Source organism: Amycolatopsis sp. CA-126428 (assembly GCF_002904335.1).
Lineage (GTDB): Bacteria > Actinomycetota > Actinomycetes > Mycobacteriales > Pseudonocardiaceae > Amycolatopsis.
In genome coordinates, this window is record NZ_PPHF01000061.1 from 24,139 (window position 1) to 47,561 (window position 23,423).

A 23,423-nucleotide genomic window follows, 5' to 3' on the forward strand; every position below is an offset into this window, starting at 1 on the left:
GCGGCCGGACGCCCGTTCGTCCACGCCTTGAAGTAAGAGGTGGCCCGGGTCGGCGAGCCCCGTTGTACGTTGTCCAAGAGCCGTCAACGCCGACGGAAAGCGTTGGCCGCGTGGCTAGGAGGCAGTGTGCTGGAAGCGCTGGGCATGACTCCCGGGGAAGAACGGGTCTACCGAGTGATCGTCGGCGGGTACCGGACCACGCCCGACGAGATCGCGGGCCGGGCCGGCGTGGGCCGCGGCGAGCTGGAGCCGATCCTGGAGGCCCTGCTGGCGAAGGGGCTCGTCAGCCGGACCGAGGGGCACTACGTGTCCGCGCCACCGGACGTCTCCCTCGGCCCGCTGCTGGTGCACGGCCAGGAGAAGCTGGAGGCCGCCAGGGCCGCGGTGTCCCAGCTCGCCGAGGAGTACCGCGGCAGCGCGCGGCGGCGCGACTCCGCGCAGCTCGTCGAGGTGATCACCGGGGTGGACGCGATCCGGCGGCAGGCGCTGGCCATCCAGCGCGGCGCCCGCGAAGAGTCCCTGTGGTTCTGCCTGGAGGGCAACGTCGCGATGGCGGCCTCGGAGAACGTCGAGGAGGCGCTGGCGCAGGCCCGCGGCGTGCAGTATCGCGTGATCTACGAGACAGGCCTGCTCGAAGAACCCGGCCGGATCGTCAACGTCCTCGAGGGGATCGAGGGCGGCGAGATCGCCCGCTCGATCTCGAAACTGCCGGTGCGCCTGGCCATCTCCGACCGCCGGGTGGCGCTGTGCCCGCTGGTCACCCACGACAGCACGGGCGAACCCACCGCCGCGCTCGTCCGGGAGAGCAGCCTGCTGTCCGCGCTGGTCGCGTTGTTCGAGGTCTACTGGGAACGCGCGTCGCCGCTGCGGATCGGCGACACCGCGCCCACCCCCCACCTCGACCCCGATGAGCGGCGGCTGCTGTCCCTGCTCATCGGCGGGGTCAGTGACAAGTCGATCGCGACCCAGCTCAACGTCAGCTACCGGACCGTCCAGCGGCGCCTGCAGGACCTCATGCGCCGGGTCGACGCCCGCACCCGGATGCAGCTGGCCTGGCAGGCCAGCAAGCTCGGCTGGCTGGACGAGCCGAGCCCCGGGCACCTCCTGCCGCGTGACGGCGGAAGGCACCCGGAGCCCCTGGGTGACGCTATTTCGAGCTGAGCCCGTACGCCCGGAGCACCGTCTGGTCGACGGCGTTGCCCGCGGTGTCGGTGGCCTGCACCCGCAGCGCGACGTAGGAGTTCGTGGCCCCGAGCGACGGGTGGTCGATCGTGGCCTCATAGGACTTCCCGGCGCGTTTGACGTCGACGGTGCGCCAGGTCTTGCCGTCGTCGTAGGACGCCCAGGCCTTCACCGACCGCACGTCCGGCGCGGCCATCCCGTCCTGGAACCGCGCGGTCAGGCCGATCCTGGCCCGGCGACCGGCCGGGAGCCGGTTGCCGGAGTCGGCGTCGACCGCGTAGTCCAGCTGCAGCAACGGAAGCAGCGCCGGGGCCGCCGACCGGGCCGACCGGAACGTCCACGACGTCTGCGTGCTGGTGCCGAAGAGCCACTCCGGCGAATCACGCCGCACCGACTCCTCGAGCCGGTAGGTCGCCGGGTCCGCGCCGGCGGGGAAGGTGCCGAACGCGTAGGGCTGTTCCGACACGAGCTTGCCGTCGCGGAACAGTTTCGCCGAGGTGGTGGCCGGTCCGGCCTGGTCGTCGCCTTCGTTGAAGCCGTAGTGCCCGGCCTGGCTGTCGACGAACTCGGGGACGCGGATCCGGAGGTTGTCGCCCTCGCGGGTCGAGTCCATGCCCGGCACGCCCCGCGGGATGGCGGGCCGGACGACCGGCGCGAACCAGTCCTCGGTGAGGTTTTCCCGGCCCGTGTAGGTGCGCGGCGCCGCGGTCATGCCGCCGTCGAGCGGCGACATCTCGTCCCAGACCAGGCCGTGCTTGACCCGGTGCTGCCACTGGACGTCCCCGGAGCTGACGTACTCCTGCCGGGTCGACGGCGTCGTCACGTACCGCTGGTATTCGTTGACGGCGAAGTCCTGCCACGGCTTCCACGCGAACCGCTGCTCCTTGGCCGCACCGCCGCTGCCGGTCTGGCGGTAGTGGGTGGTGACGGTCGCGGTGTTCGCGGCGGTGACCTGGTGCACGATCTTGTCCGGGATCCGGTCGTGCTCGGTCTGCACGACGTCGTAGAGGTACGGGCTGACCGCGATCCCGTCCAGGCTCAGGAACGCCGGGAAGCGCTTGATCCCGGCCAGCAGCGCGAGCCCCTCGTCCCGGTCGAGCTGGACGGTCGGGATCTTGAGGAACGGCGCCGCGCTGATCGAGGGCACCGAGGCGGTGCTCCAGCCGTCCGGCACGGTGATGAAGACGATCGCCGCCCCGGCTTCCGCGGCGGCACGGGAGACCTCGTCGCGGTTGTAGTCCGCCGGGTCCGGGTCGACGATCGCGGCCTTGCCCCGCACGTTCTTGAAGTCCGCCGGTTTTCCCTGTCCGGCGGAGACGGCCTGCAGCAGCCGCCACCCGTCCAGCTTGGGCGAGCCGGCGAGGTAGCGGTTCGTGAGCGGAGCACGGCCGCCCAGGACGTTCACCGTCAACGGCGGCGCGATCCTCGACCAGCGGGAGCCGAACTCGAAGGCGCCGGTCGTCACCTTCGGCGTCGGGGTGACCCGGAGCTCGCGGGTGTAGTCGAACTGCATGGCGTAGTTCGCGATCTTGCGCGGGCCGAGCTCCCGGTAGGTGTAGTAGCTCCAGATCCCGGCCTGTTCGGACGGCTGGGGGGTCCGGATGTCCACCTTCACCGCCTTGCGGGCGTCCAGGACGACGGTCGTGTCGCCGGTGACCCGGATCTCCGGCTGGACGACCTGGAACGCGGTGAGGCCGTCCTCGCTGCCGTTGACCTGGGCGGTCAGGTAGTACACGCCCGCGCCGAGCTCGACCGTCAGGCCGTCGCCGGCCAGCCAGGTGTTGACGTCGAAGCGGTAGTCCTCGCCGTACATCAGCAGCCACGGCGCCATGGTCGGCTTGCCCTGCAGGTCGAGGGCGGTGAGGGTGACCTTGTGCTTGGGCGCGGTCTTGTCCGCGCCGAGCGCGGTGTGCACTACGACACCGTTCGCGGTCGCGGTGAGCCGGCCGCTGTAGGTGCCCGGCGCCAGTTTCGCCGGGTCGCCGGTGATCGTGACGGTCGCCCGGCCACCGGCCGGAACGTCCACAGTGGATTTGCCGAGCCGGATCCCGTCCCCGGCGGGGACACCGGCGAGGGACTTGGCGTCGAGCGCGAGCTTCAGCGAGACCGGTGTGGTGCCGGCGTTGGTGTAGGTGACCTCTTCGGACACCGGCGCCCGGCCGTCCTCGACCGCGCCGAGGTCGAGCGTGCCGGTGGCGAACACCTGCTGCTTCACCGCGCGCGCCACGTCGACCCGGCCGCCGCCCTGCTCGAACACCGAGCGCCCGGGGGCGGTCAGGGAGGTGCTGGCCAGCGCGTCCTTGAGCTCACTGCCCGTCCAGCCGGGGTGCTGCTGGGCGAGGATCGCCACCGCGCCGGCGACGTGCGGCGTGGCCATCGAGGTGCCGGAAGCGGCGGTGTAGTGGTCGTCGACGACGTCGCCCATGGCGGTCCCCGCGGCCCGGGCGGCGACGATGCCGACACCGGGTGCGGTGATGTCGGGCTTGACCGCGTTGTCACCCAACCGCGGTCCGCGGCTGGAGAACGACGCCAGGCTCTCGTCACGGCCGACGGCGCCGACGGTCAGCGCGGCTTCGGCGGTGCCCGGCGAGCCGACGGTGTAGGCGCCTTGTTCGCCGTCGTTGCCGGCGGCCACCACGAAGAGCGTGCCGGTCTGTTCGCTGAGCGCGTCGAGGCCGAGGCTGAGGGCGTCGGTGCCGTCGGTCGGGCCGCCGCCGAGGCTCATGTTGACCGCCTTGGCGCCGGAGTGCGCCGCCCATTCCATCCCGGCGAGGACCCAGGACTCGTACCCGAAGCCGTCGTCGTCGAGCACCTTGCCGACGAGCAGTTTCGCGCCCGGCGCGGCGCCCTTGAGCCGGCCGCCCGAGGCGGCGCCGGAGCCCGCGATCGTCGAGGCGACGTGCGTGCCGTGGCCGAAGTGGTCGGTCGTGTCGGGGCTGGTCGTGAAGTTGACCGCCTCGCTCACGCGGCCGGCCAGGTCGGGGTGGGTGGGGTCGTAGCCGGTGTCGAGCACGGCGACCGTGGTGCCGGTGCCGTCGTAGCCCGCGGCCCACGCCTCGGGGGCGCCGATCTGCGGGACGCTGCGATCGAGGGAGGCCCGGACCTTGCGGTCCAGGGAGATCCGCTCGAGGTTTCCCGACGAGGCCCAGAACGCGGTGGCATTCGCCTTGCCGGCCCGCGCGGAACGGCCGTTGACGCTGGTCAGCGTCGCGCCCAGGTCGGCTGCTGCCGTGGCTTTCCGGAGGTCTGTGCCCTTGCGGTAGGTGAGGATCAGCGGCAGGGTCGCCGACTGCTCGTCGGCGTACCCCTCGGCGATCAGCTCGGTGACGTCGAAGAGGGTCCGGTCGACCTGCTTCGAGCCCAGCCGCGGGGTGACGTCTTCGGGGAAGACGCTGAGGTGGCCGTCGACCTCCTGCTGGTGGAACCGGATCTTCTCCCGGCCCGGCGCGGGCCGGACGGTGGCGGCCTGCTTGCCGCCGGGCTGCCGTTCGACCTGGACGACGTCCCCGGTGAGCAGGGTGACCGAATGGCGTTCGAGGCCCGCGGGTGGCGGTGCCGGTTGCCGGCCGGGGGCCGCGTTCGCGACGCCGGCGGTGCCCGCGGCCAGGATGCTCACGCAAGCGAGGACCGGAACGGATGATCTCCAGTGCATCGCACCAGGCTCACGCCGCCGCCGTCATCCGTCACTAGGGCGGACGCGTCCGAATCACGACACGTCGCATCTTCGTCAGCGGCCGGCTACCGGCGGAACGCCGCGACGAGGAGCCGCCGGAGCTCACGCCGGCCGTGGTCGTCGAGCCCGGCCAGGGCCCGATCCTCGGCCTCGGCCACTTCGGGATCGAGGCGCGCGAGCAGGGTCATGCCCTCGCGCGTCAGCGTGGCGGGCAACGACCTCCCGGACGGCACCGAGGCGGGTCGCGTCACCAGGCCGCGATCCTGCAGCTCGCGCACCACCTTGTTCATCGCCTGCGGCGACACCTGAGCTTCGCGGGCCAGCTCGGCGTTGGACTTCGGCGCCTGCGCCAGCATCCGCAGGCAGAGGTATTCGGGGGCCGCCAAGCCGGCGGGCCCCAGCACGGTGGCGGCCACCTCGGCGCGCAAGGCCGCGGTGACCCGGTGCAGCAGGTAGCCGAGCGGCTCGTCCCGGACCTTTTCCATGTCAACCATGTTGACATATATCAACCGGGTTGACACTCTGGGGTGCATGACGAACCCCTCATTGTTCGAATCCGCCTATCGTGGCCAGGCTCCCGAGATGGGGCAGGGCTTCCGGCCGCCGTGGAGCATCGGCGAACCGCAACCCGAGATCGCCGCGCTCATCGACGCGGACGCCCTCCACGGCGAGGTCCTCGACGCCGGCTGCGGCGAGGGCGCGACGTCGCTCCACCTGGCCGAGCGGGGCTTCACGACGGTCGGCCTGGACCAGTCGGCGACCGCGATCGAGCTGGCGCGTGCGGAAGCCGTCCGGCGCGGCTTGGCCAACGCCACCTTCGCGGTCGCCGACATCAGCACGTTCACCGGCTACGACGGCCGGTTCGGCACCATCGTCGACAGCACCTTGTTCCACTCGATGCCGGTCGAGCTGCGCCGGCCCTACCAGGAATCGATCGTGCGCGCCGCATCGCCGGGCGCGTCCTATTTCGTGCTGGTGTTCGACAGCGCCACCGTGCCCTCGGACCGGGTCAACCCGGTCTCCGCGGAAGAACTGCGCGAGGTGGTGGGCGCGTACTGGACGATCGACGACATCCGGCCGGCCCGCATCCACGCCAACGTCCCGGACAACTTCCCCGGCTTCGCGGACTTCGCGGGCAGCGACGTCCGGGACGAGGGCAACGGCCGCAAGTCGGCACCCGCCTGGCTGTTGTCGGCGCACTTGTCCTGACCGGTGGTCACGAGATCGGCGGCAACGCCAGCCAATCCTGCCAAGTGATGTCGCGGCCCAGGAAGCGGGGCCGGCGGAAGGGCCAGTCGGTGGCGATCCACCGCGGCACCAGCGTATCGAGCGCACGCTCCACTTCGCCGCCGACGAGGTCGTCCACCACCCACCAGGACACCTCGCCGTCGGAACCGGTGCGCTCGGGCGGGTCGATGTACACGCAGCCGAGGATCGCGGTCTCTTCCTCGTCCAGCAGCGCATAGTTGAACGACTGGTGCGCGGCTATCTCCTTCTCGTGCCGCAGCAGGTCGAGGCGATCCTCTTCATAGGTCATCGACGCCTTCGGCCAGGACCAGGCCGGACCGAAGATGCTCCACAAGCGCTCCCGGGAGCCCATCACAGCGGGGTAATCGAGGGCAGTGTCCGCCTCGCGGATCGGCCGCAGGTGAAGCGCGGTTCCGGGCACGGGCGTGGAGACGGGGTGGACGAAGTCGTCGGGCAGCCAGCTCACAGCTGCCGAGGCTACACACCCGAAGACGGACGCAGATGGCGCCGGAGTCCTGAACATGATCATCGGCGGTGACGTCGACGACGTGCTTGCCGCTCGCTTCGAGACTGGCCGGCCAGGACGGGGTACGTCAGGGCTGGAGTGGTGGGCGACGGTCGCGGACCGGGCTGACCGACTCGAGTCGTTCGGCCAGTGCGAGGAGGTCGTTGTCGGCCCACCAGGTGCCGATGAGCTGGACACCGACGGGCAGGCCGCCCGCGGTCGTCCCGAACGGCAGCGAGACGGCGGGCAGGCCGGTGAGGTTGAATGGCACCGTCGCCCGCATGACGTTGCGGGCCGGCACTTTCTCCCCGCCGACAACGTAACTGGATTGCGCGTGCGGCGGCGCCGGGATCGTCACCACCGGGCAGACGAGCACATCGTAGGCCCGGAACCAGTGCGTGAACACCGACCTCAGTTGTTCCACCTCGCCTTCGGCAGCGAGGTAGTCGGCGATCGTGACGTCCGGTGCCTGGAGCGTCCGCGCGATCACCGGGTGCAACTCCGCCTCCCGCCCGGCCGTGATGCCGCGCAGGTAGGGCAGCATCTCAGCGGTGAACAGCGTCGCCGAGATCCGCGTGCAGTCGTGCTCGGCAAGCCACGGGACGCCGACCTGCTCGACCTGGAGACCGAGGTCGGACAGAGCCACCGCCGCCGACACCACCGTATCGGCCACCTCGGGGTCGATCGGGCCGAACGCGTCGGTGGTCCAGCCGATCCGGGCGGGCCCGCCGGGCCGGGCGGCGGCCGGGGCGGCCGCGTAGGGGTCCCGCCCGTCGGGGCCTTCCAACAGCGACAGCGCCAGCCGCAGGTCACGCACGCTGCGCGCCATCGGGCCGGCATGCCACCAACGCCGCAGCGCGTGCGGGAAATGGCCGGTGCACGGCACCCGCCCATGGGTGGGTTTGATTGAGGCGATGCCGGTGTCGTGAGCCGGTCCGCGCACGGAGATCGCGACATCACTGCCCAGGCCGAGCGGCGACAGACCCGCCGCGATGGCCGCGGACTCGCCTCCGCTGGAACCGCCGGGGGTGCGCTCGGGGTCGTAGGGGTTGAGCGACCGGCCGGCGACCAGGTTGTCGGTCTCGGTCCAGTACGACATCTCCGGCAGGTTGGTCTTCGCCAACGGGATTCCGCCCGCAGCCCGCAGCCGCGCCACGGCGGTGGCGTCGGCGTCCGGGACGTGATCGGCGAACAACGACGATCCCCGGGTGGTCCGCACGCCTTCGGTGTCGAACGAGTCCTTGATCGTGAACGGCACGCCACCCAGCGGCCCGGTGCGCGGGCGAGCGGCAGCGGCGAGGGCCTGCTCGCCCAGCACGGTGACGAACGCGTTGACCCGCTCGCCCAGCGCCTCGATGCGATCCAGATGCGCCTGCACGACCTCGACCACGGTGACCTCGCCGACGGCGATGAGGCGCGCCAGCTCGGTCGCGTCGAGCCAGACCAAATCGGCGGTGTCCATAGTCGATGATCGTAATGACGGGAGCCGGCACCCATCGTGGACGGCACCCCGAGCCGCGCAACGCGGCGGCGAGACCGTGACCGCTGCACGGACCCCTGTGCCGCATGATCAACACACTTTTCTGCCGCGGAGAGCGCGTGGCCCGGGTCGAGCCGGCCTGCGCTTCCGGCAGCTCATGAAGGGCGGAGCTGGCGAAGTGTGTAGCCACCGCCCGCAGGATCCAGCCCCCTGGTCGCCTGCTTGAACAAGTACTCGGCCCGTTCATAGGACAACCGGCTCCGGCCCGTGTCCGGGCACAGATCGCGGGTCGCGGGCGTCCGGGCCGGCCCGGGTCTGCGCTCGGCCAGGAACACCGGCCCGCGGGTGCGTCCCGTCAGCAGGTCGGGCAACAGCCTCGCCGTGGCGGCACGCCAGCTCACCCAGGTGCCGCTTGCCCGGGCGCGGCGGTCCTCCAGGTCGAGGTCCTCGACGTTGAGCGACAGCACGACGCGCACCTGGGCCGCCGACTCGTGGAGCAGGCGCCACAGGGTTTGTTCGCGCGCCGGTGCGTCGAGGGTCCACAGGCGCTCGAGGTGTTCGGTGGGGATGGCCGGAATCCGCTGGGGTGTCTCGGTTCGCCGCGGCAGCCCGGCCGCGAGGTCCGCCAGCGATCCCCAGGCGGTGAACGACCGGATCGCCGATCGGTGCCGGTTCCAGGTTTTCGCCGCTGCGTCGCGCCACGACAGCTCGAACACCTTCGTCACGTCCTCCGCCGTCAACGACTCCAGCGGCCGTCGGTCGCCCAAGGACAGGCGCAGGCGCCGCAGGGTCTGGCCGTAGGAGCGCAGGGTTGCCGTGTCGAGGTCTTCTCGCGCCAGGAACTCCGTGGTGGCCTGCGCGAGGGTCACGGCGGAGGTGTTCGTCCCCAGTTCTTCGGCACGGCGGAAGAGAAAGCCGCGTTCGGCCGCGTTCTTCGTCATCGCCGCCGCCCGTTCGAACTCGACGCGCGCCTCGGCGTGCCGTCCCAGCCGGGCGAGCAGGTCGCCTCGGACGCTGGGCAGCAGGTGGTAGTCCCGCAGCGTGCGGTCGGTCGTCAGCTCGTCGACCAGCGCGAGCCCGGCTTCCGGTCCGCGTGCCTCGCCGACCGCGACGGCCCGGTTGAGCCGGACGATCGGCGTGGGCAGCAGCCGGACCAGCGCGTCGTACAGCGTCGCGATCCGGGCCCAGTCGGTGTCCTCCGCGGTGCGGGCCTGGGTGTGGCACACCGCGATCGCGGCCTGCAGCACATACGGGCCGGGCGGCGCGCCGATGTCCCGTGCCCGCAGCATGGCCGTGAACCCGCGGCGGATCAGCAACGGGTCCCAGCGCCCCCGGTTCTGCTCGTGCAACCGGACCGGCTCCCCGGCGGGGCCGGTCCGCGCGGCCGACCGCGCGGCCTGGATCTCCATCAGCGCGACCAGCCCGTGCACCTCGGCTTCGTCCGGTGCCAGCTCGGCCAGCAGCCTGCCGAGGCGCAACGCCTCCTGACACAGCCCCGGCCGCATCAGGTCGTCCCCGGACGTCGCCGCGTAGCCCTCGTTGAAGATCAGGTACACGACCTCGAGCACCGACGACAGCCGGCCGGCCGAGGACTCGCCGGCCGGCAGCTCGAAGGCGGCTCCTTCCCGCGCCAGCGCCTCCTTGGCCGCGGTGACGCGCTGCGTGATCAGCTGTTCGGAGGTGAGGAACGCGCGGGCGATCTCGGCGGCGGTGAGCCCGCCGACGAGCCGCAGCGTGAGCGAGACCCGCTGCGGGGTCGGCAAGACGGGGTGGCAGGACAGGAACATCAGCCTCAGGACGTCTTCGTGCTCGACGTCCTGAGGCTGATCGAGCTCGCGGGCGAGGTCCTCGTGCCGGCGCTCGAGCCGGGCCGCCCGCCGCAGGTGGTCGATCGCGCGTCGCTTGGCCGTGGTCATCAGCCAGGCACCCGGGTTGTCCGGCACCCCGGACTCCGGCCACTGCTCCAGCGCGGCGACGAGGGCGTCCTGGGCCAGCTCCTCGGCCAGGCCCACGTCGCGCACGATCCGTGTCAGACCGCCGATGATGCCCGCCGATTCGAGCTTCCAGACCGCGTCGACCGTGCGGCGGACGTCGATCACGGCCCGAAGACCTGCTGGATGATGCTCTCGCCGTCCCCCACCACCTTGCGGAAGCGGCGGGCCAGCTCGATCGCCTCTTCCTCGGAGCGCACCTCGACCAGCGCGAAGCCGGCCACCGCCTCCTTGGCCTCGGTGAACGGCCCGTCGGTCACCGTGATCTCGTCACCGGCGGAGGTGACCCGGATGCCCTGGGGGTTCAGGCCCCCGGTGGCCAGCAGCACCCCGGCCGCGGTCATCTCCTCGATGAACTTGCCCATCTCGGCGTAGAGCTTCTCGTCGGGGGCCTGGTCGGTGGCCTTGGTCGTCATCAGGTAGCGCATCGGCTTGCCTCTCGTCTTTTCGGTGGCGTTCCCGCCTGTCACCCCGACGTCGAACACCCTATCCGACAGGGAATGCGGGCATTCCCTGTCACATCGGCCGGACGACGTCGAGGCAAGAACGGATTTCGGGAAAGGACCGACATGACCACCACGACCCAGCGCTCCACCACCTCCGCCCGGCTGACCTGCCTGGCCGTCGCCGCGCCCCTGTGGGGCACCGTCTCCCTGGCGCAGGCGGCCCTCCGCGACGGGTTCGACCTGACCCGCCACCCGCTCAGCATGCTCAGCACCGGCTCGCTCGGCTGGCTGCAGATCGCGAACTTCGTCGTCGCCGGGGTGCTGATCGTCATCGGCGCGACCGGCCTTCGCCAGGCCCTGACCAGCACTTGGGCGCCACGGCTCGTGCTGGTCAACGGGGTCGGGATGGCCGCGGCCGGCCTGCTCCCGATGGACCCGGCCGACGGCTTCCCCGCCGGGACACCGGCCGGGGTGCCGCCGACGATGTCGTGGCACTCCTACGGGCACATGGCCGCCGGCAGCATCGCGTTCATCTCGCTCATCGCCGCTTGCTACGTCCTCGGCCGCCACTTCGCCCGCAGCGGCAACCGCCGGGACGCCGTGGCTTCCCACGTCGCCGGAAGCGCGTTGCTGCTCGGCGACGTCTGGGCGATGGCCGGGGGCGCGGCCGGTTCGCTGACCCTCGCCGTCGGCGCCATCACCGCGATGCTCTGGGTCGCGGTCGTCGCCGCCCGCCTCCGCTGAACCACGCGAACACGGGTGGTCCTCACCGGCCGGTCGCCAGGGTGACTTTCCGGACGTCGATACCGACCGGAGTCCGGTGGGTGTCCAGGTCCGCGATCCGCCAAGGGCGGTCGAGCAGGGCGGTGAGGGCGGCGCGGACCTCCGAGCGGGCCAGGTGGGCGCCCAGGCAGAAGTGGATTCCGTGGCCGAAGGACAGGTGCGGGTTGGCCGTCCGGTCCGGGTCGAAGGTGTGCGGGTCGGCGAAGACAGCGGGGTCACGGTTGGCCGCCGTGATCATCGCGACGACCCGTTGGCCCGGCCGGAGTTCCGCACCCCCGAGCGCGGTGGGCCGGGTGACGAACCGGTCCGTTCCGCCGGTGGGCGGCAGGTAGCGGAGCACCTCCTCGACGGCCGGTCGCACGTCGGCCGGCTTCGGTGCGGAGGCCAGGCAAAGGACCGCGTTCACGAGCAGCGTCTTGGTGGTCTCGTGGCCGTTGATCAGGAGCAGGGTGCAGAAGTTGATCAGCTCGTCCTCGGTGAGGCCCGCCGCCATCAGGGTCGCGATGATGCCGGCCGGCCGCTCGAACTCTTCGCGGAAGTAGGCCCCCAGTTCCGTCAACGCCTGGTGGAAGGCGGTCCGGCGGGCCTCGTCCGCGGTGAACCTGCCGAAGAACGACGTGATGGCTTCGGTCCACCGGACGAAATCCGGCCACCGGGCCGGCCGCACGCCGAGCAGACCCGCGATCGTGTGCACCGACAACGGGTGGGCCACCTCGCCGACCAGGTCGAAAACCGGCCCGGCCGAGGCGAGGAGGGCGTGCACCTTCGCCGTGATCAGCGGTTCCAGCGCCGACACGGCCCGGGGAGTGAACACCTGGCTGACGATCCGCCGCAAGGCGTGGTGCCCGGGCGGATCGGTCGCCTGCAGGCTGCGCAGCAACGGGTTCGCGCCGTGCGGGATCGGCTGGGTGCTGTAGCGCAGTTCGTCGGAGGAGAACACCTCGTGGTCGGCGAGCACTCTGCGCACATCGGGGTACCGGGTGGCCACCCAGCCGCCGAACGGCTCGGCGAACCGCACCGGGCCCACCTCTTGCGCGTGGAAAGCGAAGATCTCCTCGACGGACATGGCCACAGGGTGCTAGCCGGCCGCGCCCGCCGCTTGGAAGAAACGGACACAGGACGAACCGACCGCGCGCCGGAACTCCGCGATCATGTGCGGCTGGTCGTAGAACCCGCTGCGGACGGCGATCTCCGCCCAGTCCGGCACCGAAGAGGATCGTGCCAACGCCACCGCCCGGTGCACCCGCAGCACCCGCGCGTACGCCTTGGGGCTCAACCCGGCCACCACCAGGAACCGCCGCCGCAACTGCCGCTCGGACAGCCCAACCGCGGCCGCGTGCCGGGACACCGGCGCCCCCGGGGCCGCACGCATGGCCTGGAGGACCTGACCCACCGCCCGATCGGCCGGCCGGGACGGTGCCCGCAAGGCGCGCAACGCCTCGCCCAGCCCCGAACCGGGGAACGGCATCCCCGCCAACGGCACCTCGTCCGCGGCGATCCCCAGCACCGAGGCACACGTCCCCGGCCGCAGCCGCACTCCGGTCAACGGCTCGGTCAGACTCCCGGTCCGGGCCTCGGTCTCCGGTCCGGTCAGCCACAACGAACCGTCCGCGAAAACCAGCAGGTCCACGAACGGTTGCGGCAACGCGGGCGGCAGCTCCCCACTGCGCCGCCACACCCGCCCGACGCGGTCCGCCAGGTCGGCGGGCGGGGCGAAGTCAGTGGTCACAACCCTGAGTGAACTCCTTGGGCGGGCGGTTCCGCCAGTTTGCAGCCCGGCGGCGCGCGTTTCCCGGGCCGGCCGGAACTTCGCCTGCGCCTCCTCAGTGCTCGGCGATCACGTGGATCAGCTGCAGCTGTTCCGGCCGCAACGCGGGCGCCTGAAACCCGGCCGTGGCCAGTGCCGCGCCGGACAACGTCAGCGGCCGGTCCACCCAATCCGGAAACGCAGGCAGCCCGTGCCGCCGCACCCGCTCCACGGCGGACAGGAACCGCACGGTGTAACGGGTCCCGGCATCCAGACCGGGCAGCCGGATGTTTCCGGGCGGGGCCCAGGCGCCGGTCTGCAGGGCGACAAAGGCGAAGAGCGCTTCGGTGCGGTCCTGCGCGACGACGCCGTGGAGCCAGTGCGCCGGATCGGGGTGGTCGCCGCGGACGACCGTGCCACTGTGCAGCAGGGGCCGGAACCGCTTGTGCAGGGCGATCCAGGCCGTGAGCTCGGCTAGTTCGGTTCCGCTCGCCGACGTCAGGTCCCACTCCATGCCGAAGTGCCCGAAGAACGCGGTGCCGGCGCGGAAGTCGAGGGTGTGCGTGCGGCCGGTGGTGTGCGCCGTCGGCGCGCCGACGTGCGAGCCCAGCATCTCCGGGGGCAGCAGCAGACCGGTCCAGCGCTGGATGTGCTGCCGCTCGAGCGCGTCCAGGCAGTCGCTGGCCCAGATCCGTTCGGTCCGGGCGAGGATCGCGAGGTCGGCGCGGCCGCCGCCCGACGAACAGGACTCGATCTCCAGGCCCGGGTGCTGGGCGCGGAGCTCGTCCAGCAGCCGGTAGAGGGCGCGGGTCTGGTCGTGCACGCCGGCCGTGCCGCTGGCGGTGTGCCCGGCGTCGACGAGATCGCGGTTGTGGTCCCACTTGAGGTAGTCGACGCCGTACTCGGTGACCAGCGCGTCGAGGCGTTCCAGCACGTAGGCGTAGGAGTCCGGCCGGGAGATGTCGAGCACCTGCTGGTGCCGGGCCTCGGGTGGGAGCCGCGCGTCCGGCCGGAGGATCCACTCCGGGTGCGCCCGGGCGAGATCGGAGTCCGGGTTGACCATCTCGGGTTCGACCCAGAGCCCGAACTGCATGCCGAGCGAGCGGACGTGGTCGGCGATCGGGCGCAGGCCGTCCGGCCACACCCGCTCGTCGACGAACCAGTCCCCCAGTCCCGCGTCGTCCGCCCGGCGGCCGCGGAACCAGCCGTCGTCGAGCGTGAACCGCTCCGCGCCGACCCGCGCGGCGAGCACGGCGAGTTCACGCAGTTTCGCGGGATCGTGGTCGAAGTAGACCGCTTCCCAGGTGTTCAGGGCGATCGGCCGCGGCGACGCGGGGTGCTCGGGCCGGCTGCGCAGGTCGGCGTGGAACCGCCCGGACAACTCGTCCATCCCGTCGCCGTGGGAGCCCATCAACGTGGGACAGGCGTAGGACTCGCCCGGCGCGAGGATCATCTCTCCGGGCAACAGGATCTCACCGCCGCCGAGGATCGCGACGCCCGCGGCGTCGCGCTCGGCGTAGGTGGTGTGGTTGCCGCTCCAGGCGGTGTGCACGCCCCAGACCTCCCCACGGCGGAAGCCGAAGCCGGGCTCGCCGGCGAGCACCAGCAGGGTCGCGTCGAGGCCGGTCCGGCCGCGGCGACCGCTGCGGACGTGGGAACCCACCGTGAACGGGTGCCGCTGCGGGGCGCGCTCACGCAGGTGGCGCCCCGTGAAGTCCAGCAGCTCCAAGGCGTTCGCCGGCACCGGCAGGGTGAGGGTCAGCGAGTCGAGGACGTAGTCGTCGCCGCCGATGTTCGTCACCGTCGCGCCCAGGCGCACCACGCCCGACGGTGAGAGCGCCACCCGCAGCTCGAGCGCCAGCCCGGCGGCGGCGTCCTGCGCGGCGGTGATCAGGGTGCCGTCCGCCGCCAGGTCCACCGCGGTCTTCGTGAACAGCGGACTGAACGCCCGACCGGCCCGGCTGCCGGCGATGCCGGGGGTGCCCGCCCAGCCGGTGGCGGCTTCGGCCAGTACGCCGACGGGGAGCGGGTGGTCGATGCTGTTCGAGACGACCGGGGGCCGGGCCGCGCGGACCAGGTCCGCCAGTTCGGCTTCGGTGGGCCGCCCGAGATCGGCGCCCCAGTACACGACGCGGGGCAGGCGGTCGCCGGTCGTGTCGAGCACGAGGCTGGTGCCGGCGGCGGCGAAGTGGACCACGCCGGGGCTCGTCGGCTTGTCGTCGGCCGCGGTGAACGTCGTCGTCAGCACCCAGTTAGTTTCACCACAACACTAACGGGTGTCAAGGAGCCACAATCGAGGGCGTTCTGAGCCCTACTTTGTTTCAGAAGTGACGTAACGGGACGCTCTCCCGCGATACCCTCGCCCGGTGAGTTCCGGAACCCGCGAAGGCCGAGTACGGGCCGCAGCACCCTGGCCACAGCTCCCCGAAGCCGCCCGTCAGGTCCTCCTCGAGGTGCTCGTCCACGGCCCCACCTCGCGCGCCGAGATCGCCGCACGCCGGCAGCTGTCGCGGCCGACGCTGAGCCGGATCGCCCGGCAGCTCGTCGACGACGGACTGCTGGCCGAGGGCGGGACCGAGTTGCGGTCGACGACCGGACGGCCTTCGGAGCTGCTGCACGTCCACGGCGCCGCTCGGCACTTCTTCGGCGTGAAGCTCACCGGTGACCACCTCTACGCCGTGGTCACCGACCTCACCGCCGAGGTGGTGGCGTCGCTCGACACTCCCCTGCGCTCGGCCGCCGTCGCCGAGGTCGTCGGCCAGATCGCCGAAGCCGCCTCGACGCTGCGCGCCGCGTTCCCGGACCTGACCGCCGCGGGCGTGACGCTGGCCGGGACCGTGCGGTCGGGAGTCGTGCACGGGTCCGCGTACCTGCACTGGTCCGGTGTCCCGCTCGCCGGGCTCGTCGCCGAGGCGACCGGCCTGCCCACCGCCGTGGACAACGACGTCCAGGCCCTGACCGCCGCCGAACACTGGTTCGGCGCCGGCGCCGGGCTGCGATCCCTGGTCCTCATCACGATCGGCGTCGGCATCGGCTGCGGGCTGGTGCTCAACGGCGAACTCGTCGAAGGCGCACACGGAACCGTGGGCCGGGCGGCGCACCTCGTCGTCGACCAGTCCGGACCGGTGTGCGACCTCGGCCACCGCGGCTGCGCGGCCAGCTACCTGCTGAACGAGTCGATCGTGCGGGCACTCGGCGCCACGGACTACGCCGACGCCGTCGCCCGGGCCCAGGCCGGCGACCCCGCGGCGCGGCGGGTGTTCGGCGATGCCGGCTTCGCCCTCGGCATCATCATCGGCACGGTCGCCAACCTCGTGGACCCGCGGAAGGTCCTGCTGACCGGCGACGGCCTGCCGCTGTACGAGCTCGCCGCGGACCGGGTGCGGGACGGCATCGCGAAGTCCTACGAACCGGATCCCGCCCAGCTCGACCTCGGCGTGCGGGCCTTCGACTTCGGCGAATGGGCGCGGTCCGGGGCCGCGCTGGCCATCCGGGCCGCGCTGACCGGCCGGACCGTCAGTCTCCGCTGAGGGTTTACGACGGAGTTCCGCGGCTAACGTCTTTCTCGCCTGAGAGCGCTCCCACGTCGACCGTCCACAGTGGCCGGTCGATCGCCCTCGGGAGGTATCGTGCAGAGATCGGCACCACGACGATCCTCGACGCCTACACCCGCCTGCTCGGCCGGATGCGGGCGAGCAACCCCGCCATGAAGGGGATCGTGGCGAAGATCCTCCCGATGAACCCGGCGAACTGTTCCGCGTGCGGCCGGCGCGTGGTCGACCTCGACAACGCCATCCCCGGCTGGGCCCAGGCCCATTCGACGGCCGCGTCCCCCATCACCGTCGTCGACCAGTGGACCGGGTTCAACGCCGCCGCCGACACCGTCGACGGCGTCCACCCGAACAGCACGACCGGGATCCAGAAGATGGAAAGCCGGTGGTACCCGGCGCTGACCGCGGCCCTCGGCGGCGGCAGCGCGCCGGCCGGCGCCACCCTGGTGGGCGTCCAGTCCGGACGGTGCCTCGACGTCGTCGGAGCCGGCACGGCCAACGGGACCAAGGTCCAGCTCTGGGACCGCAACGGCCAGGCCAACCAGCAGTGGACGCTCAACGCCGACGGCTCGATCACCGGACGGCAGTCGGGCCAGTGCCTAGACGCGAGTGGGCAGCAGACGGCCAACGGAACCGCGGTGGCGCTCTGGACCTGCAACGGGCAGGCGAACCAGCGCTGGTCCCGGCGCTGAGAAGACCGCACGCGGACCGGGCCCGGCCCGGCCCGTGCGTCCCGGAGCTCACCGGCGGACCACCGGCCCGGTACTCCCCCGGATCGCGAACCCCGGAACCGAAGTGGCGGTGTCGGCCGCGTTCCCGCCGTCGATCACCTGCCGCAGCACCGACACCGCCAGCGCGCCGCACTCGGCGATCGGCCGCCGGACCGCGGTCAGCGCCGGGCGGGCGAGCCGGCAGAGCACCGAGTCGTCCCACGCCACGATGGACAGGTCCGCCGGAACCCGGAGACCCAGCCCCTGCGCGGCGACCAGACCACCCACCGCCATGACGTCGTTGTCGAACACCAACGCGGTCGGGGAGCGCTTCGACTTCAGGACCCGGCGGGTCGTGCCCGCGGCGCCTTCGTCGCTGTAGTCGGTGTGAACCGTGCGCGCGTCCGCCAGGCCGAGCCGGCCCGCCGCGGCCACGAACGCGTCCGTCCGGGTTCGCGTGTGCAGGAACGTCTCCGGACCGGCGACGCGGACCACGGACCGGTGCCCGAGGCCGGCCAGGTGGGCGAGCACCGCCGCCATCGCCTGCCGGTCGTCCAGCCACACCGACGGCACGTCCGACCGGCCCAGCGGACCACCCAGCGCGACGGCGGGCAGGCCGATCGCGGCGAGCTCGTCCGGCCGGGTGTCGCCGATCCGGAGGTCGAGCAGGAGGACGCCACCCACGGTCCGCTCCCGGTGCCAGCGCCGGTAGATCTTGAGTTCGGCGGAGCGGCTCGGCGCGGCCTGCAGCACCAGCGACGTCGCTCCCGTGGCCGGCTGCCGCTGGATCCCGGACAGGAGCGCGCCGAAGAACGGCTCGGCGGTGAGCGCGACCGCCGGCCGGTGGACCACCATCCCCAGCGCCCCGGACCGGCGGACGTGGCGGTGCGTTCCGCCACCCGGCGTCCAGCCGAGCTGCCGGGCGATCTCGACGACCCGGTTGCGCGTCGCCTCGGAGACGCCGCGGCGGCCGTTGAGCGCGTAGGAAACGGCGCCCTGCGACACCCCGGCGCGCGCCGCGATTTCCCTGACGGTCGGACGCTTCATCACACCTCCGGAAAACGCTGAAGCCGTGGCTCACCCCCGCAGCCGCAAATCCTGGCGAATTCGGCGAGTTCCGCCCCGGACGGAATCCGTCCGGGGCGGAAGCCGGTTCATTTCAGATTGGGAACTTCGTCCCTGGTGATCACGTACGCGCTGGTGTACGTCTTTTGCAGCTGGCTGATCGAGTTGTGCGAGGTGTTGGTCAGCCAGTCGGTGTGCCAGGTGTTGAACATGACCCACCGCGTGTTCGACGACTGCAGCTGGTCCGGGTCCGGGATCGGGCCGTTCTCGTGCAGGGCGATCGGGATGGTGCCGCCGACGATGTTCCGGGTGGCGGTGAACAGGCCGGTCTGGGGACCGTAGTCACCGGCGTAGGTGTCCGAACCGGCGATGTCCACGGAGGACTTGCCCGGGTAGAACGACGAATCCGGCTGACCGTTGAACGGCAGCAGCCAGAGCAGGTTGTCGAGCCCCTTGGTGCCGGTGAGGTAGTTGTACTCGAACTGCCACAGCCGCTTGTACTGGGCGCCGCCTTCCTTGCTCCACCAGAACCAGGTGCCCCCGGCTTCGTGGAAGGGCCGCCACAGCACCGGAACCCCGGCGTTCTCCATGATCTGCAGCTGGGCGGCGGCCTTGTCCAGCCGCTGGACGAACGAGGCGTACTCGGCCGTTCCCGGCGTGAGCACGGCGTTGATCGACACCGCCATCTGGCTGCCCTCGTAGGTGTCCGGCTTCGTCGGCGCACCCATGTGGTAGCCGACCATCGGGATGCCACCGGCGTTCCACCACGTCACCCCGCGGCCGCCGACGCCGTCCTGCTCGATGTCCATGCCGCGGATCGCCGGGTACTTGCCCGTGTGGTCGTGGATGTAGTTCATCTCGTACTCGGAGCCGGCCACCCAGGTGGACTCCTCCTGGCCGGAGATGATGTGGTTGCCGTACTGGCCGGAGAAGTAGCAGAGCAGCTTCTTCGCCTGGGCCGTCGCCCGCGGGTTGACGGGATTGGCGGAGCAGGTGCCACCGGGCGGCGTCGATCCGCCGCCGAGACTCCACCGCTGGTTGGCCTGGCCGTGACAGCCCCAGAGCTGGACCGTCGTACCGTTCGCGGTCGCCGCGGCGTTCACGTCGGCGCACAAGCCCGACTGGGCGCCGTGGATGCTGCCGTCGGCACGCAGGGCGAACTTCTGGTTCGCCGCGCCGGTGCAGGTCCAGATCTGCAGCTTGGTGCCGGCTGCGGTGCCGGCGGCGTCCAGGCACAGCGAACCACCGAACACGCGCAGCTCACCGGCGTCCGTGACGGTCCACTGCTGGTTGGCCTGGCCGTTGCAGTCCCAGATCTCGATCCCGGTACCGGCGGTCTGCACGTTGCCGGTGACGTCGAGGCAGCGACCGGACGCCGCACCGACGAGAGATCCGGTCTGGGCCGCCGAAGCGGTTCCGCCGGTGGCGAGCAAGGGAACGACGAGAACCGAGGCCGCCAGGGCACGTGCGGTTCTCCGCCTCCCACTTCGAGGGAATGACATCGCATCTCCTTTGACCGCGATGAAGACCGGCCCGCTTCAATCGGGCACGGCATGAGAAATGCCAGTCTGAGAGCGCTTCCAGTCTGGATTCTAACAACCTCACCAGCACCGGGATACCCCGCGAGAATAAGTTCGAGCAGGAAATTTAAGACGTCGTCTCGCCGAAACGTCGTGAGTGGTAATTCGGGTTAGAACCCTCATTACCACTCACGACACGCGAGGCGAGCGAAAAGGCTCAGGCGGGTGGGACGGTGCTGGCGCGCAGCACGCACTTCGCGCCCGGCGACCAGCGTTCGGTCACCGGGGCACCGTCGACCAGTTCCAGCACCGATTCCGCCACCGAGACGCCGTACTGGTGCACGTCGACGCTCATCGTCGTCAGCGAAGGGGTGGCCAGGCGGCACAGCGTCGAGTCGTCCCAGGCGATGATGCTGAGCCGCTCCGGCACCTCGATGCCCAGTTCCTTGGCGGCAGCGAGCCCCGCCAGCGCCATCACGTCGTTGTCGTAGAGGATGGCTGTCGGCGGCTCGGCACCGGACAGCAGCTCGGTGGTGCGTTTCGCCCCGGACTCCTCCGAGTAGTCGCCTTCCGCGATGAGCGGCTCGATGCCGGCCTCCCGGCAGCCGGCGAGCAGCGCCTCGGTGCGGGCCCGGGTGTGCAGCAGCGGCGCGGGCCCGGTCACCCGCGCGATGCGCCGGTGGCCGAGGTCGAGGAGGACGCCCAAGGCCTCCCGGACCGGCCCGGCGTTGTCGGTGCGCACGGTCGGGAAGCCGTGGTCGTCCTCGGGCTCGCCGACGAGGACCGCCGGCATGTCCAGCGACCGCAGCAGGGCCGGCCGGGGGTCGTCGTGGACCAGGTTGACCACGACGGTCGCCTCGACCATCCGCTGCGCGGCCCACCGCCGGTACGCCGCGAGTTCGCCGTCCTGCGTGCTGACGACGTGCAGCAGCAGCGAGAGGTCCCAGTCGGCGAGGTGCTGCTCGATCCCCGCGATGAACTCCATGAAGAACGGCTCGGTGCCGAGCAGCCGGGGTGGGCGGGCCAGCACCAGGCCGATCGCGCCGGAGGGGCGGGGGGTACTCACTCAGGACCTCATCACCGGGGAGCCGAGGGCGTTCGCCGACCGCAGCACGAGCGGGTCGGCGAAGGCGGCCGGATCGACCGTGTTCGCGGTGCGGACCAGGAACGACCGGGTTTCGCCCGGCAGCAAGGTGATCAGCATGTCGTCGACCACGGCGTCGGGCGCCACGCGGTCGGCCAGGAGGGCGACGTCCCGGGCCAGCGCGGACGCGGTGACGTCGACGCGGTAGCCGCCCGGCACCGCCGTCGCCTCGGCGGACAGCGGACCGGCCACGTAGTCGTGCTCGAGGTCTTCGCCGAAGACGTGCACGAGCCGGGTCTCTTCGGTCGCCGCCACGAGCACCTCCTCTCCGGTCCCGGCGGGGGCCAGCTCCACTGTGGAGCGGGCCGGCACGGTGAACCGCAGTCTACGGCGCCCGGTGACCTGGCCGGCGACCGTCCGCGTTTCCAGCTCGAGGTCACCCGACCAGGGCGTGGCGGTGTCGTTGACCGCGATGACGACGTCTTCGCCGTCGCGCGGCTGGACCGTGAGCAGCCGGGGGGCGAACGCGTGCTTGAGGGCGTACCACAACGGCTTGAGCCGTTCGCCGGAGTCGATCGCGGCCCAGGAGGTGACCGGCCAGCAGTCGTTGAGCTGCCAGACGACGGCCCCGGCGGTGCGCGGCCACCACGACCGGAAGTGCTCGATGCCGAAGGCGACCGCGCGGGCCTGGTTGAGCTGGGTGGCCCAGTGCCAGTCGGGGAAGGTCTCCGGCCGCGGCAGGTGGGCCGCCAGCCCGCGGTCGAGCTTGCCGTTGCCGTCCTCGGCCTTCTGGTGCAGCAGGAACCCCGGCGACGTCGGTGTGAGCGGGTCGTCGTGGATCCAGCGGGTCAGGGTGGCCCACGTGGGCGGCCCCTGGAAGCCGAACTCCGAGCAGAACCGCGGGATGTGGTCGCGGTAGTGCGTGTAGTCGACGCGGTTCCACACGTCCCACTCGTGCCGGGTGCCGTGGTCGGGGTCGTTGGGGTGGCGATCGCCGGGGCTGTACGGGCTCCCCGGTGCGTAGGGGCGGGTCGGGTCGAGCTCGGCGACGATGGCGGGCAGCAGTTCGGTGTAGTACTTCAGGCCCCACGTGCGGCCGTCGAGCTGCTCGGGCCAGCCCCAGTCGGCGAAGCCCCAGAGGTTTTCGTTGTTGCCGTTCCAGAGGGCGAGGGAGACGTGCGGGGTCAGCCGGGCGACGTTCTCCCGGGCCTCCGCCTCGACCTCCGTCCACAGTGGCTCCTCCTCGGGGTACGAGGCGCAGGCGAACGGGAAGTCCTGCCAGACCAGGACGCCGCGTTCGTCGCAGACGTCGTAGAAGTCTTCGGTTTCGTAGATCCCCCCGCCCCAGACGCGCAGCAGGTTGAGGTTCGCCCCGAGGGCCTGGTCGACCCGGCGGGCGAGCCGGTCGCGGGTGATCCGGGTGAGGAAGTGGTCGTCGGGGATCCAGTTGGCCCCCTTGGCGAACACCGGCGTGCCGTTGACCACGAACGTGAACGGGGTGCCGATCCCGTCCGGTTCGGTGTCGACGGTGACGGTCCGGAACCCGATGCGGCGCCGGTAGGCGTCGAGCTCGGTCCCGGACCCGGCGAGGCCGACTTCGAGGTCGTGGAGCGGCTGCTCGCCGTAGCCTGCGGGCCACCACAGCCGGGCGTCCGGCACCGTCAGCGTCACCGTCCCGCGGGTGCCGCCCGGCTCGATGGTGGCGCGCACGGTCCGGTTCTCGGCGGGGATCGAGGCGACCAGCTCGAGCCGGTCGCCCGCGCCGGTGGCGCGCTCGACGTCCGCGTGGACCGTGACCCGGCCGGTGCCGTCCTCGTCGACCGTCACCAGCGGCCGCACGGTCGCGAGCCGGGCGGTGGTCCACCGTTCGAGCCGGACCGGCTTCCAGATCCCCGCGGTCTGCAGGTCCGGTCCCCAGTCCCAGCCGAACGAGCAGGCCATCTTGCGGATCATGTTGAACGGGCTCGGGTAGGCGTGGTCGCGCCAGCCCAGCTCGGCCTCGACCGCCTCGGCGTGGGTCAGCGCGCTCGCGATCTCGACGACGAGGGTGTTCGTGCCCTCCCGCAGGACCTCGCGGACGTCGAAGCGGTAGGAGCGGTGCATGTTGGCGGTCTGTCCGACCTGCCGGCCGTTGAGGGTCACGGTCGCGACGGTGTCGAGGCCGTCGAAGACGAGATCCGTGCGTTCCGCCGAAGCCGGCGCCGAGGACTCGAAGTCGAGCGTGTACCGCCACCCGGCCCGGTGCATCCACGCGACGTCGGCCTCGGCGGTGTCGAGGTACGGATCCTCGATCAGGCCGGCGGCCAGCAGGTCCAGGTGGGCGGAGCCCGGCACGGTGGCGGGGAGCGCGCGACCCCGGACCGCGTCCGGAACCGGCCCGGCCACGGCCTCGATCCGCCAGCCGCGGTGCAGTTCCTGACGGTTCAATTCGGGCGCTC

General features: G+C 71.8%; 18 protein-coding genes. 5 read left to right on the forward strand and 13 right to left on the reverse strand.

The window, feature by feature from the left end; all coding sequences use genetic code 11:
* Positions 1 to 126 precede the first annotated feature (126 nt).
* Positions 127 to 1,161, forward strand: coding sequence for a helix-turn-helix transcriptional regulator (locus C2L58_RS15500; protein WP_103338275.1), 1,035 nt, complete (start codon positions 127 to 129; stop codon positions 1,159 to 1,161).
* Here C2L58_RS15500 and C2L58_RS15505 read toward each other — a convergent pair.
* Together C2L58_RS15505 and C2L58_RS15510 are read right to left on the reverse strand one after the other, a co-directional pair.
* Positions 1,148 to 4,798, reverse strand: coding sequence for a S8 family peptidase (locus C2L58_RS15505; RefSeq protein WP_199191285.1), 3,651 nt, complete (start codon positions 4,796 to 4,798; stop codon positions 1,148 to 1,150). The two genes, C2L58_RS15500 and C2L58_RS15505, sit on opposite strands and share 14 nt — an antisense overlap.
* A 122-nt stretch (positions 4,799 to 4,920) precedes the next feature.
* Entirely contained in the window at positions 4,921 to 5,340 is a 420-nt protein-coding gene (locus C2L58_RS15510) for a MarR family winged helix-turn-helix transcriptional regulator (protein ID WP_103338277.1), read from the reverse strand.
* 46 nt (positions 5,341 to 5,386) lie between these two features.
* On the opposite strand from C2L58_RS15510, the gene C2L58_RS15515 reads away from it, so the two are divergent.
* A complete protein-coding gene (locus C2L58_RS15515) occupies positions 5,387 to 6,064 on the forward strand; it encodes a class I SAM-dependent methyltransferase (protein ID WP_103338278.1) in 678 nt (225 codons plus the stop codon).
* A gap of 7 nt (positions 6,065 to 6,071) precedes the next feature.
* Here the strand turns inward: C2L58_RS15515 and C2L58_RS15520 are convergent, their stop codons facing one another.
* From C2L58_RS15520 to C2L58_RS15535, 4 genes are all read right to left on the reverse strand, one after another.
* The gene (locus C2L58_RS15520) at positions 6,072 to 6,569 is read right to left on the reverse strand and encodes a GNAT family N-acetyltransferase (protein WP_103338279.1); all 498 of its coding nucleotides are present in this window, start codon (positions 6,567 to 6,569) and stop codon (positions 6,072 to 6,074) included.
* 127 nt (positions 6,570 to 6,696) lie between these two features.
* Positions 6,697 to 8,070: an amidase gene (locus tag C2L58_RS15525; protein ID WP_103338280.1), complete on the reverse strand. Its 1,374-nt coding sequence runs from the start codon at positions 8,068 to 8,070 to the stop codon at positions 6,697 to 6,699.
* Between the two features lie 173 nt (positions 8,071 to 8,243).
* A complete protein-coding gene (locus C2L58_RS15530; RefSeq protein ID WP_103338281.1) occupies positions 8,244 to 10,187 on the reverse strand; it encodes a sigma-70 family RNA polymerase sigma factor in 1,944 nt (647 codons plus the stop codon).
* A complete protein-coding gene (locus C2L58_RS15535) occupies positions 10,184 to 10,507 on the reverse strand; it encodes a YciI family protein (protein ID WP_103338311.1) in 324 nt (107 codons plus the stop codon). The genes C2L58_RS15530 and C2L58_RS15535 overlap by 4 nt, the downstream gene beginning before the upstream one ends.
* Positions 10,508 to 10,648: 141 nt before the next feature.
* Between C2L58_RS15535 and C2L58_RS15540 the strand changes: the two genes are divergently transcribed.
* The gene (locus C2L58_RS15540) at positions 10,649 to 11,269 is read left to right on the forward strand and encodes a DUF998 domain-containing protein (RefSeq protein WP_103338282.1); all 621 of its coding nucleotides are present in this window, start codon (positions 10,649 to 10,651) and stop codon (positions 11,267 to 11,269) included.
* A gap of 22 nt (positions 11,270 to 11,291) precedes the next feature.
* Here the strand turns inward: C2L58_RS15540 and C2L58_RS15545 are convergent, their stop codons facing one another.
* From C2L58_RS15545 to C2L58_RS15555, 3 genes are all read right to left on the reverse strand, one after another.
* Complete coding sequence (locus C2L58_RS15545; protein ID WP_103338283.1) at positions 11,292 to 12,374, reverse strand: cytochrome P450; 1,083 nt, start codon at positions 12,372 to 12,374, stop codon at positions 11,292 to 11,294.
* A 12-nt stretch (positions 12,375 to 12,386) separates the two neighbouring features.
* Positions 12,387 to 13,037, reverse strand: coding sequence for a helix-turn-helix domain-containing protein (locus tag C2L58_RS15550; protein ID WP_103338284.1), 651 nt, complete (start codon positions 13,035 to 13,037; stop codon positions 12,387 to 12,389).
* Between the two features lie 94 nt (positions 13,038 to 13,131).
* Positions 13,132 to 15,303, reverse strand: a complete 2,172-nt coding sequence (locus C2L58_RS15555) for an alpha-galactosidase (protein WP_103338285.1) — start codon at positions 15,301 to 15,303, stop codon at positions 13,132 to 13,134.
* Between the two features lie 118 nt (positions 15,304 to 15,421).
* Here C2L58_RS15555 and C2L58_RS15560 point away from each other — a divergent pair, with 118 nt between their 5' ends.
* Positions 15,422 to 16,585, forward strand: coding sequence for an ROK family transcriptional regulator (locus C2L58_RS15560; RefSeq protein ID WP_103338286.1), 1,164 nt, complete (start codon positions 15,422 to 15,424; stop codon positions 16,583 to 16,585).
* 176 nt (positions 16,586 to 16,761) lie between these two features.
* The gene (locus C2L58_RS15565) at positions 16,762 to 17,298 is read left to right on the forward strand and encodes an RICIN domain-containing protein (protein ID WP_233225738.1); all 537 of its coding nucleotides are present in this window, start codon (positions 16,762 to 16,764) and stop codon (positions 17,296 to 17,298) included.
* A gap of 48 nt (positions 17,299 to 17,346) precedes the next feature.
* On the opposite strand, the gene C2L58_RS15570 is transcribed toward C2L58_RS15565, so the two are convergent.
* The 4 genes from C2L58_RS15570 to C2L58_RS15585 all read right to left on the reverse strand — a co-directional run bounded on the left by C2L58_RS15570 (position 17,347) and on the right by C2L58_RS15585 (position 23,412).
* On the reverse strand, positions 17,347 to 18,363 hold the full coding sequence (locus C2L58_RS15570; protein WP_103338287.1) for a LacI family DNA-binding transcriptional regulator: 1,017 nt from the start codon (positions 18,361 to 18,363) through the stop codon (positions 17,347 to 17,349).
* A 107-nt stretch (positions 18,364 to 18,470) separates the two neighbouring features.
* The gene (locus C2L58_RS15575) at positions 18,471 to 19,814 is read right to left on the reverse strand and encodes a glycosyl hydrolase (protein WP_103338288.1); all 1,344 of its coding nucleotides are present in this window, start codon (positions 19,812 to 19,814) and stop codon (positions 18,471 to 18,473) included.
* A 304-nt stretch (positions 19,815 to 20,118) separates the two neighbouring features.
* A complete protein-coding gene (locus C2L58_RS15580; RefSeq protein ID WP_103338289.1) occupies positions 20,119 to 20,967 on the reverse strand; it encodes a LacI family DNA-binding transcriptional regulator in 849 nt (282 codons plus the stop codon).
* Positions 20,968 to 23,412 carry a glycoside hydrolase family 2 protein gene (locus C2L58_RS15585; RefSeq protein ID WP_103338290.1) on the reverse strand — a complete coding sequence of 815 codons (2,445 nt, stop codon included), beginning with the start codon at positions 23,410 to 23,412 and terminating at the stop codon, positions 20,968 to 20,970.
* Between the last annotated feature and the right edge of the window lie 11 nt (positions 23,413 to 23,423).